At 75.4% G+C, this 10,730-nt stretch carries 10 protein-coding genes; 3 read left to right on the top strand and 7 right to left on the bottom strand.

All coding sequences use genetic code 11. The features are described from left to right. Positions 1-2: 2 nt before the first annotated feature. Positions 3-443, bottom strand: a complete 441-nt coding sequence (locus IEY20_RS14335; RefSeq protein ID WP_175328703.1) for a metallopeptidase family protein — start codon at positions 441-443, stop codon at positions 3-5. 58 nt (positions 444-501) lie between these two features. On the opposite strand from IEY20_RS14335, the gene IEY20_RS14330 reads away from it, so the two are divergent. Both IEY20_RS14330 and ahcY read left to right on the top strand, forming a co-directional pair. Next, a complete protein-coding gene (locus IEY20_RS14330) occupies positions 502-714 on the top strand; it encodes a DUF3499 family protein (RefSeq protein ID WP_175328702.1) in 213 nt (70 codons plus the stop codon). A gap of 123 nt (positions 715-837) precedes the next feature. Next, positions 838-2,316, top strand: coding sequence for an adenosylhomocysteinase (gene ahcY / locus IEY20_RS14325; protein WP_175328701.1), 1,479 nt, complete (start codon positions 838-840; stop codon positions 2,314-2,316). 553 nt (positions 2,317-2,869) lie between these two features. Here the strand turns inward: ahcY and IEY20_RS14320 are convergent. Then, complete coding sequence (locus IEY20_RS14320; protein WP_175328700.1) at positions 2,870-3,739, bottom strand: RDD family protein; 870 nt, start codon at positions 3,737-3,739, stop codon at positions 2,870-2,872. Between the two features lie 131 nt (positions 3,740-3,870). On the opposite strand from IEY20_RS14320, the gene IEY20_RS14315 reads away from it, so the two are divergent. Then, positions 3,871-4,866: a stage II sporulation protein M gene (locus tag IEY20_RS14315; RefSeq protein WP_175328699.1), complete on the top strand. Its 996-nt coding sequence runs from the start codon at positions 3,871-3,873 to the stop codon at positions 4,864-4,866. Positions 4,867-4,873: 7 nt separating this feature from the next. Here the strand turns inward: IEY20_RS14315 and IEY20_RS14310 are convergent, their stop codons facing one another. Genes IEY20_RS14310 through IEY20_RS14290 form a run of 5 tightly spaced genes read right to left on the bottom strand, consistent with a single transcriptional unit; the run spans position 4,874 to position 10,365 of the window. Continuing rightward, positions 4,874-6,304 carry a DUF58 domain-containing protein gene (locus IEY20_RS14310; RefSeq protein WP_175328698.1) on the bottom strand — a complete coding sequence of 477 codons (1,431 nt, stop codon included), beginning with the start codon at positions 6,302-6,304 and terminating at the stop codon, positions 4,874-4,876. Beyond that, positions 6,304-7,299, bottom strand: coding sequence for an AAA family ATPase (locus tag IEY20_RS14305; RefSeq protein ID WP_229728075.1), 996 nt, complete (start codon positions 7,297-7,299; stop codon positions 6,304-6,306). Before IEY20_RS14305 ends, IEY20_RS14310 begins: the two co-directional genes overlap by 1 nt. Next, positions 7,296-8,612, bottom strand: coding sequence for a DUF4350 domain-containing protein (locus tag IEY20_RS14300; protein ID WP_175328697.1), 1,317 nt, complete (start codon positions 8,610-8,612; stop codon positions 7,296-7,298). The genes IEY20_RS14305 and IEY20_RS14300 overlap by 4 nt, the downstream gene beginning before the upstream one ends. Next, the gene (locus IEY20_RS14295) at positions 8,609-9,295 is read right to left on the bottom strand and encodes a DUF4129 domain-containing protein (protein WP_175328696.1); all 687 of its coding nucleotides are present in this window, start codon (positions 9,293-9,295) and stop codon (positions 8,609-8,611) included. Before IEY20_RS14295 ends, IEY20_RS14300 begins: the two co-directional genes overlap by 4 nt. Next, positions 9,247-10,365, bottom strand: a complete 1,119-nt coding sequence (locus IEY20_RS14290; RefSeq protein WP_022904651.1) for a glycerophosphoryl diester phosphodiesterase membrane domain-containing protein — start codon at positions 10,363-10,365, stop codon at positions 9,247-9,249. The genes IEY20_RS14295 and IEY20_RS14290 overlap by 49 nt, the downstream gene beginning before the upstream one ends. Between the last annotated feature and the right edge of the window lie 365 nt (positions 10,366-10,730).

Genomic DNA, 10,730 nt, shown 5'->3' with positions numbered 1-10,730 from the left:
CGTCACCAGTGCCGGTAGCGGTCCGGCGCCAGGTCCCACGGGTCCTTGTCGATCAGCTCGCCCACGGCGCGGAACACCGCGGTCTCGATGACGATCCGTCGGTCGACGTCGTCCTTCTCGGGTCGTCGGGTCACCCGCTCGACCGGGATCCGGAAGATCGTCACCCGCCGTCCGGCGCGGTCCACCCGCCACCGGGGCATGCGCTCCGGGAGGGTCTGGTCCGTCGGCATGTCAGCGACCTGGAACACGACGCCGGTGAGTTCGTCGGACCACAGCTGCACGAGGTAGTGCGCGGTGTCGCCGACGATCCGGTCGAACGTCTCGGCACGGGTGACGAGCGGCGCGAGGTCCGGCCCGGTCACGCTCGACCGGCCGCCGCGTCCGTGCCGGGAACGGCCCCGGCCTCGGTCGACCGGGGTGACGAGCGGGGGCTTGCGACGCATCCCGTCATCGTACGCGCGACGGGCCGCCCGGGGCGCACCCGGTAGGGTCGGTGGCGGTATGGACGTACGGATCTGCAGCAAGGTCACCTGTGGCGCGAGCGCGTCGGCGACCCTCACGTACGACTACGCCGACTCGATGGTCGTCGTCGGGCCGCTCTCGACGCGGGTCGAACCGCACGGGTACGACCTCTGCGCACGGCACGCCGCGCGGCTGCGCGTGCCCCGCGGGTGGCGCGTCGTGCGACGTGAGCCGCTCCGCGAGGTCGACTGACACGCCGGCCTGGAGGCCCTGCCCGCGTGACCGACGTCGGGTCGCGCACCGTGCCTCCCGGCCGACCGCGTCGCACCGCGTCGCGCACACCGCGCGCGGACGCGTGCGTGGGAGACTGACCGCATGCCCACCGAAGCCCGCACCGCAGCAGCCTTCCGCGTCGCCGACCTCTCCCTGGCCGAGGCCGGACGCCACCAGATCCGCCTCGCCGAGAACGAGATGCCGGGCCTGATGTCCCTCCGCGAGGAGTTCGGCCCCTCGCAACCGCTCGCCGGCGCCCGCATCGCCGGGTCACTGCACATGACCGTGCAGACGGCGGCGCTCATCGAGACCCTCGTCGCCCTCGGAGCGCAGGTGCGCTGGGCGAGCTGCAACATCTTCTCGACCCAGGACGAGGCGGCTGCGGCCGTCGTCGTCGGGCCCACCGGCTCCGCCGCGGAACCCGCCGGCGTGCCGGTGTTCGCGTGGAAGGGCGAGACGCTCGAGGAGTACTGGTGGTGCACGAACCGCATCTTCGACTGGAGCGCCGAGGCGTCGGCGGCCGGTGCGGACTGGATCGGTCCGAACCTCATCCTCGACGACGGTGGTGACGCCACGATGCTCGTCCACACCGGCGCGGACGCCGAGGCTGCCGGTCGTGCGCCGGAGCCGGCCGCGGACGCGAGCGCCGAGTGGCGGATCGTCCTCGACACCGTCGCGGCGTCGCTGCGGGACTCGGGGGACCGCTGGACCCGGATCGCCGCCGACGTCGAGGGCGTCACGGAGGAGACCACGACCGGCGTGCACCGCCTGTACGAGCTGTTCCGCGACGGCACGCTGAAGTTCCCCGCCATCAACGTCAACGACTCCGTGACGAAGTCGAAGTTCGACAACAAGTACGGCATCCGCCACTCGCTGCCGGACGGCCTGAACCGCGCGACGGACGTGCTCATCGGCGGCAAGGTGGCGTTCGTCGTCGGGTACGGCGACGTCGGCAAGGGCGCGGCCGAGGCCCTCCGGGGTCAGGGCGCCCGGGTGATCGTGTCCGAGGTCGACCCGATCTGCGCGCTCCAGGCCGCGATGGACGGCTACCAGGTCGCCCGTCTGGCCGACGTCGCGGGCGAGGTGGACGTCGTCGTCACGTGCACCGGCAACCTCGGGGTCGTCGGGGTGGACGACATGCTCGCCCTGAAGCACCTCGCGATCGTGGCGAACGTGGGCCACTTCGACAACGAGATCGACATGGCCGGCCTCGAGTCCCTGCCCGGGGCGGAGAAGGTCGAGATCAAGCCGCAGGTGCACGAGTGGCGCCTGCCGAACGGTCGATCGGTCCTCGTGCTGAGCGAAGGCCGCCTGATGAACCTCGGGAACGCCACCGGGCACCCGTCCTTCGTGATGAGCAACTCGTTCACGAACCAGGTCCTCGCGCAGATCGAGCTGCACACCCGGCCGTCGGAGTACCCGACGGGGGTGTACGTGCTGCCGAAGCACCTCGACGAGAAGGTGGCGCGGCTGCACCTCGACGCGCTCGGGGTGCAGCTGACGACGCTGCGCCCGGAGCAGGCGGCGTACATCGGCGTGCCGGTGGAGGGGCCGTACAAGCCCGACCACTACCGGTACTGAGCGGCTGGGCGGGCCGGGCGGGGCCGCTCGGGCGCACTGCCGCCCGGGCGGGGTCGCGCTCGCCGTCGCCCTCGGGCGGTCGCGACTCCCCGTGTGCTCGGCGTCGGGTGGTCGTGGAGCGTCGGTCGTCCGGGTCCTGAGCGACGGGTCGTGACCGGCGGTCGGAGGTGAGCGGGGAGTCGTGACCGCCCGCCGCGCCCGGCATCAGCGCGGGAAGCCCGGCGGTCGCGCGCTCGCCGTCGGCCCCGGGCGGTCGCGACTCCCCGTGTGCTCGGCGTCGGGTGGTCGTGGAGCGTCGGTCGTCCGCGTCCTGAGCGACCGGTCGTGACCGGCGGTCGGAGGTGAGCGTGGCGTCGTGACCGCCCGCCGCGCCCGGCATCAGCGCGGGAAGCCCGGCGGTCGCGCGCTCGCCGACGCGGCTCGGGCGGTCGCGACTCCCCGTGTGCCCGGCGTCGGGTGGTCGCGGAGCGTCGGTCGTCCGCGTCCTGAGCGACCGGTCGCGACCGACGGTCGGAGGTGAGCGGGGAGTCGTGACCGCCCGCCGCGCCCGGCTTCAGCGCGGGAAACCCGGCGGTCGCGCGCTCGCCGTCGCAGCGGCCGCGGCGATGGTCGCCGCCCGACCCCGCAGCGCGCGCAGGTCACGCTCGCGCCGGAGCGCCACGACCCCGGCGAGGAAGACCTCCGCGGGGACCGGCGGCACCGGGTGCGCGTACCCGGCGACGGCCGCGGCGAGCGACTCCGCCGTGGCCGCGCGGTGGTCCGGCCGCATGTCGGCGGCCCCGCGGAAGAACGCGCCCAGGCGGTTCTCGAGCCGCTGGGGGAGCGCCGAGACGTCCGCCACCCGCGCCCACCCCGCGAGTTCGACGGGCAGGAGCACGACGGGGTCCTGCTGCCGGCGCGCGCGTTCGTGCTGCACGACGGTCCCGGCGAGCAGGTCACCGAGGCGTCTCGGACGCGAGCCGAACAGCGCCACCAGCAGCGCCACGGACCCGAGCGAGCCCCACAGCTCCAGCAGCCCGACCAGCGCCCGCGCGAACGCGTGCCGGAAGCCGATCGCCCCGCCGTCGGTGCGCACGACCCGCGTGCCGAGGGCGTAGCGACCGACGCTCTTGCCCCGGGTCGTCGTCTCGACCGCCGCCGGCACGAGCACCAGGACCAGCACGGCCACCACGATCTGCAACGCGGCGACCCACCCGGTGTCGACGCCGCGGGGGACCACCCGTGCCAGCCCGAGCAGGAGCATGACGTACAGCGTGACCAGGCAGGCGGCGTCGAGGAGCGCCGCCGCCAAGCGGAGTGCGATGCCCGCGGGCTGCACGTCGAGCGCGACGGCCTCGCCGACGACGAGTTCGTCCGCGGTGTCGTCGAGGGCCCGGACGAACCGGCCGTCGGCGAGGCCGCGCGACGCGTTCGGCTTCGACATGGGATCATTCTGTCGGAGACCGGCGCCGGACGGCACGAGCCGGACCGCACGAACCGGACCGCCCGTGCCGCACGGCACGAGCCGGACCACACCGACCGGACCACACCGACCGGACCACCCAGGGGGGAACCGTGGACCTCGAGGCCTACGCGGACGTGCACCGTGACCGCTGGCAGGAGCTCGACCGGCTCGCCCGGCGGCGCCACCGCTCCGGCGCCGACGTCGACGCCCTGGTGTCCGCGTACCAGGAGGCCGCGACCGACCTCGCCCGCATCCGTGGCGCCGCCCCGCGCACGGCCACGGGGGACCGGTTGTCCCTGACGCTCTTCCGGGCACGACTGCGCTTCACGGGCACCCCCGTGGACCCCCTGTCGGCCGTCACCACGTTCTTCGCGGTGCAGCTCCCGGCCGCGCTCTACCGCATCCGCTGGACGACGATCTGGGTCGCGCTCGTCACCGCGGCCGTCGCGGTCGTCGTCGGCGTCTGGATCAGCACGACCCCCGGCGCGGTCGACACCTTCGGGACGCCCGAGGCGCTCCGGCGGTACGCCACGCAGGACTTCGTCGACTACTACTCGGACCACGGCCTCGGGGCCTTCACCGCGCAGGTCTGGACGAACAACGCGTACATCGCCGCGAGCATGGTCGCGTTCGGCATCACGGGCCTGTTCGTCCCGTACGCGATCGTGCAGAACGCAGTCGGCCTCGGGGTCTCCGGCGCGGTGATGCACTCGCAGGGCCGCCTGGGCGACTTCTTCCTCTACATCGCGCCGCACGGGCAGCTCGAGCTCTACTCGATCTTCCTCGCTGCGGCAGCCGGACTCATGATCGCCTGGTCGTGGGTGGCCCCCGGTCCGCGCACCCGGGCGCAGGCACTCGCCGAGGACGGCCGCGCGCTGATCACCGTGGCCGTCGGGCTGACGCTCACGCTGCTGCTCTCCGGGCTGGTCGAGGGCGTCGTCACGCGCCAGCCCTGGCCGTGGCCGGTCAAGATCGGCATCGGGACACTGGCGCTCGCGGTGGTCCTCGTCTACCAGTGGGTCGTGGGCGGTCGTGCCCACCGCGCGGGCGAGCGCGGCGACCTCGAGGAGTTCGAGCGCGGTGCGACGGCCCTGACGGCCGACTGACCCGCCGTCAGAGCCGTCCGGTCGCCTTCGCGCGGATGTAGGCATCGGCAACGAGGGGCGGCACGGCCGCGGGGGTGCCCCGGACGACCTCCGCACCGGTGCGCCGGGCAGCGTCCGCCACGCCGTCGGCGTCGAGCAGCGTGCGTTCCGCTGCGGCCCGGCGGTAGACGTCGCGTTCCGTCCCACCGGCCGGGAGGCGCGGCACGCGTCCGGCGGTCGACCCCCGTCGACCGGTGGCCGGTCCACGCCGTCGTCGGCCCCCGTGTCCGCCGTCGGCCGGGTGCCCCGATGCGGGTGCCTGGTGGACGTCCGGACCGGCAGCGTCGCCGCGGGCGGCGGCAGCGACGGCCGGGTCGGTGACGCTCGTCACCACCACCGTGTGGCGCGCGGTCAGCCGGGGCAGCACGGCGAGCAGGTCGCCGGACGCGCCCACCGAGTCGAGGCTCGACAGGAGCACCACGAACGCACGGGAGGTCGTCACGGCGTCCACCGCGGCCGGCACCGCAGCCCAGTCGGTCGCGGCGAGCCCGGGCTCGACCTCCGCGAGGGTCTCGCCGAACCGCTGCACGACGTCGGCGCGGGTGGCTCCGGCGACGCGGCCGCGGACCCGGTCGTCGAGCACGACGAGGTCCACGCGGTCCCCGGCCGCCGCGGCGAGGGCGCCGAGGAGCAGTGCCGACTCGATCGCGGTGTCGAGGCGGGGCTCGTCCTCCACGCGTCCGGCCCCGGCGCGTCCGGCGTCGACCACGACGACGACCCGGCGGTCCCGCTCCGGCCGCCACGTCCGCACCACGAGGTCCTGCCGACGCGCGGTCGCCCGCCAGTCGATCGAGCGCACGTCGTCGCCCCGGACGTAGTCGCGGAGCGAGTCGAACTCGGTGCCGTGACCGCGGAGCTGCAGCGTCGTCTCGCCGTCGAGCTCGCGGAGCCGGGCGAGCCTCGACGGCAGGTGGCGGCGCGACCGGAACGGCGGCGTGACGACGAGCTCCGCGGGTGCCGGGAGGACACGCTGGCGCGCGGCCAGCCCGAGCGGTCCGAAGGCGCGGAGGGCGACTCCGGCACTCCGCCGTCGGCCCCGGCGGAACGGGGCGAACCGGACACGTGCGGTGCGACGCTCGCCGGACGGGACGGTGAGCCGGACGCGCGTCGGGCCGTGGCCGGTCGAGGGCTCCCACATGTCGCGCACGACGGCGCGGAGTGCCCGACCGCCGTCGTTGGCGAGGACGAGCGTGCCGTCGGCGACGGTGTCGCGGCGGGCGAGTCGGGGCATCCGCCGGTCGACCCGCACACGGCGGAGATCGGCGGCGAGCACCACGTCGACCGTCGCCGCCAGGAGGACGACCGCCACCCAGGCGAACCCGCCCCACCCCGTCCCGAGGAGCACGAGGGGGACGACGCCCACCGCGAGGAGCGCGACGAAGCGACCGCTGACCGCCACTAGATCGGCACCCGGACCTGTTCGAGCACCTGCTGCAGCACCCCGTCGGCGCCGACGCCCTCGAGCTCGGCGTCCGCGGCAACCCGGAGCCGGTGTCGCCACACGGGGAGGACCATCGCCTGCACGTGGTCCGGGGTGATGGCGTCGTAGCCGGTGATCCACGCCCAGGCCTTCGCCGCAGCGAGGAGGGCGGTCGCCCCACGTGGGCTGACGCCGACGCGAACGGACGGCACCTGCCGGGTGGCCCGCGCCAGGTCGACCACGTAGGCGAGGACGTCGTCACGGGCCCCGACCCCGCGGACGGCCTGCTGCGCGGCGAGCACCTCGTCGCGTCCGACGACCGGGACGATCCCCGCCGACGAGACGTCCCGCGGGACGAAGCCGTCCGCGTGACGTCGCAGCACCTGCCACTCCACGTCGCGCGGCGGCACCTCGAGGGTGAGCTTCATGAGGAACCGGTCGAGCTGGGCCTCCGGCAGCGTGTAGGTGCCCTCGAACTCGATCGGGTTCATCGTCGCGGCGACGAAGAACGGGTCGGGCAGCGCGCGGGCGTCGCCGTCCACGCTCACCTGACGCTCCTCCATGGCCTCGAGGAGCGCCGACTGGGTCTTCGGCGGGGTGCGGTTCACCTCGTCCGCGAGGAGCACGTTGGTGAAGACCGGGCCCTCGCGGAACGGGAACGTGCCCGTGGACGCGTCGTACACGAGCGAGCCGGTGACGTCGCCCGGCATGAGGTCCGGCGTGAACTGGATCCGCTTCGTGTCCAGGGACATCGCGGCCGCGAGGCTCCGCACGAGCAGGGTCTTCGCGACACCGGGGACCCCCTCGAGCAGGACGTGCCCCTGCGCGAGCAGGCCGACGATCATGCCGGACACCGCGCCCTCCTGCCCGACGACGGCCTTGGCGACCTCGGCGCGGACGCGGTCGAAGGCGTCGCGGAGCGGATCGGCGACGGCGACCGCGGGGTGCTGGTGGTTCGGGGGCAGGTCGGTCACGGTCGTGCTCCAGGTCCATCGTGGTCGGTCGGTCGGGTGTGTCCGGGGGCGCCCGGTCGCTCGCGGGTGCTGCGTCGGGCTGCGGTGGTCGGCGGGGGCGACGCGCCGGTCGCGGCGGCGGACACCGCGCGTTCGAGCTCGTCGAGCGCGGCCGCTCCGGAAGTGAGTGCGGCGTCCGAGTCGGCGGCGCTGCCGACGAGCACGCGGCCGACCTCGGCGTCGGGCCTGCCGGTCGCGCGGGCTGCGCGCCGGACGACCTCGTCGACGTGCGCCGAGCGCGGGAGCCCGAGCTGCGCCGCGATCCGCCGGAGCGCGGCGACCCTCAGGGTGTCGAGCGCGTGCGCCCGGTCCCGGGTCCGCGCGTACAGGCGCGCCCGGCCCTCGGTGGTCTCGGCAGCGCGGACGACGACGGGCATCGGCTCGACCACGAGCGGACCGAGTCGGCGTCCGCGCCAGACCCCGGCGGCCACGGCGACGAGTGCGAGGAGCCCGACGAGGCTCGGGACCCACGGCGGGGCGAGGTCGCCGAGCGTTGGTGCGGTGTCGGCGCCGCCCGGCACCGGGACGTACCAGGTGAGCCGGTCGGAGCCGCCGAGCAGACCCAGGGCGAGGGACGCGTCGCCGGCGCTCGTGATCGTGTCGTTCCGCAGCGCGGCCGTCGTGCCGAGGAGCGTGACGTCGCCGGCGGCGGTACCGGCCCGGACGATGCTCCAGCCCCGGTCGGCACCCGACCCCGTGGGCACGCAGCGGTCGATCCCGGCGCCGGTGACCCGGTACGCGGTCCCCTCGGCGGTCACGGAGCCGGCGGCGGCGACCTCGGGGATCGCGCACGACGCGGTGCTGACGGTGGTGTCGTCGTCGACCGTGGCCACGGGCTCGGCGTCGAGTCCGAACGCCTGCAGCGCAGCGCCGGTCGCGCCCACGAGCACGACGTGGTCGGCGGTCCGGGCGATGCGCCGGGCCACCGCCGGGGACAGCGCGCCGGCGGTGTCGTCGACGAGCACGGTGCCGGCGCCCACGCGGTCGGCGCTGCGGACGACCTCGACGTCGGTGCCCCGTCGTTCGAGGACCCGGACGAGCGCCTTCGCGCCGCTCGCGGTGGCGCTGTCCGGGTCGAGCTCACGGGGGCCGGGCCCACGTTGGCCGCCGACCGCCGCCGTCAGGATCGCGAGCAGCAGCGCGACGACCGCGACGACCACCCAGGCGCCCCGGCGACGCCGTCGCGCGGGGCCGGTTCCGTGCCCTGCGCCGCCGGAGGAGCCGGTCGTCGCCGACGCCGGTGTCGGGGCCTCGACGGCGGTCGTGGCGCTCACGCGGGGACCGCCGGTGCGTCCGTCCGCGCGGGGCGGGCCCGCGCCACCGAGCGGGCGGTCGTCAGGACGGCGTCCGCGGTCTCGCGGCCCGCGCTGCGGTCGAGGTAGCGGACGTCGTCGAACGTCCGTGCGGCCCGGTCGAGCGCGTCACCGAGGTCCGGGAAGGCACGCTCGGCACGGGCGGCGATCGACCGTGCGGTCGCGCCGGGGACGTCGGGCACGAGGTCGCGCTCGCCGAGACCGCGGGCGAGCGAGCGGAAGCCGTCGAGGACCGCGGTCGTCCAGTCGCCGCGGTCGAACGCGGACTCCGCGGAGCGGGCGAGGTCTGCAGCGGTCCGGACGTCGCCGTCGTCGAAGACCCCACCGGCGCTCGCCGCGGCGGTCCGGGCGCGCCGTCGGGGGAGCCCCCGGGCGAGGACGACCACCACCGCGACGGCGACGAGCACGACGACCGCGATCACCAGCACGGTGTGCCCGACCGCGGGGGACTCCAGGCCGTCCGCGCGCAACGAGCCGAGCCAGCCGAGGACGGCCTTCGACGCCCGGTCCCACCAGGTGGCCCGTGCGCCGTCGTACTCGGCCCGTTGCAGCTCCTGCTCGAGCAGGCGTCGGGCCTCGTCCGGGTCGACCGCGCTCACCGCGGCCCGCCCCACTGCGGCGGCGCCCACTGCTGCTGCTGCCACTGCGGCGGCTGCGGTCCCCAGGGCTGCTGGGGTCCCCACGGCTGCTGCGGGGGCCGGACCGGGAGGGCTTCCGCGGGGGCGAACGGGTCGGCCGGCTGCCCGGTGTCCAGGTGCGCGGCGATGCGCTGGTCGAGTCCCTCGGTCCGGATGCGCCGGTCGATCGCCAGCAGGGTCAGGACCGACCCCGACAGCACGTCGGTCACGCACTGCACCGCCGTGACCAGGAGCGCCCCGAGCACCACGACCACGACGGACCAGACCCCGGGCCCGGACGACCCCGAGGTCTGCCCGAGCGGGTCGAACACCCCGCTGACGAAGACCGTGGCCACCTGCAGCGGGAACGACGCGATCGACACCGCGAACGCGAACATCGCGGTGACGAGCAGCATGATGCCGAACGTGCGCCAGAACGCCCCGCGCGTGAGGCGCCACGACTGCGCCGCCGCGGAGAAGACCCCGCGGCCCTCGAGCGCGATCGTCGGGATCGTGAACGCGAACTTCGTCGCGAGCCAGGTCGAGACCACACCGCCCCCGAGCGCGACCACGACCGCTGCGAGCAGGAACCAGCCGAAGCTCGCACGGCTGCCCGCGAGGCCGGCGACGAACCCGATGAACAGCACCAGGAAGACGCCCCCGAGGAGCACCCCGGCCGCTGCCTGCAGGAGCACCCACGCGACGACGGACCAGCGACGACCGGCAAGCAGCCCCCAGATGCCACGGAACGTCGCACGGCGTCCGAGCACGCGCTGTCCGGTGTCCACCGCGACCGGCGCGAGCAGGAACCCGCGGAAGAGCGCTGCCACGAACGGCAGGCCCACCGAGAGCAGGACGAACGCCGTGGCGGTCCCCGCGGCGATCGACGCCGCATCCGACGACGACCCGGCCGAGTCGAGGGAGGAGAACATCCGCGACTGCAAGCCGCCCTGGGCGAGCGTCGACACGACCTTCGCCAGCGCCCCGACGACCCCGGTGACCAGGAAGCTCCAGAGCAGCAGGACGCGGGCGTTCCGCCGGAAGACCGTGAACGCGCCGCCGAGGACGTCGCCGAGACCGAGCGGCCGCAGTGGCACGACCGGCCGCGACCCGGCGGGACCCGGGCCCGACGGGACGGGACCACCCGGCCGGGCGCTGCTCCGACCGGGCCCACCCGGCCACGATGCGGACGGGCCGGGCCCACCCGGCCACGATGCGGACGGGCCAGGCCCACCCGGCCACGGGGCGGACGTGCCGGGCCCACCCGGCCACGCGGCGGACGGCGGGGGCGTGCCGGGCTGCTGCGGGCCTCCAGGCGGACGCCCCTCGGCGCCACCGGACCCCGGAACCTGCCAGTCGGACATGCCGCACCCCCTCACCGGACCGCACGCGGACACGCGGTCGGTCCCATCCTGTCGGAAAACCGTGCGCGGCGGGGGCACCGGCTATCGTGAGGATCGGT

The sequence above is a fragment of the Curtobacterium luteum genome (assembly GCF_014646995.1).
GTDB lineage: Bacteria > Actinomycetota > Actinomycetes > Actinomycetales > Microbacteriaceae > Curtobacterium > Curtobacterium luteum.
The sequence above is the reverse complement of the archived record's forward strand: the minus strand, read 5'-3'. Positions and strand labels throughout refer to the sequence as shown.

Bases quoted from the DNA above. Each gene is read 5' to 3' on its own strand.
- IEY20_RS14335 (WP_175328703.1), bottom strand. From the start codon at position 443: ATGCGTCGCAAGCCCCCGCTCGTCACCCCGGTCGACCGAGGCCGGGGC.
- IEY20_RS14330 (WP_175328702.1), top strand. From the start codon at position 502: ATGGACGTACGGATCTGCAGCAAGGTCACCTGTGGCGCGAGCGCGTCG.
- ahcY (WP_175328701.1), top strand. From the start codon at position 838: ATGCCCACCGAAGCCCGCACCGCAGCAGCCTTCCGCGTCGCCGACCTC.
- IEY20_RS14320 (WP_175328700.1), bottom strand. From the start codon at position 3,739: ATGTCGAAGCCGAACGCGTCGCGCGGCCTCGCCGACGGCCGGTTCGTC.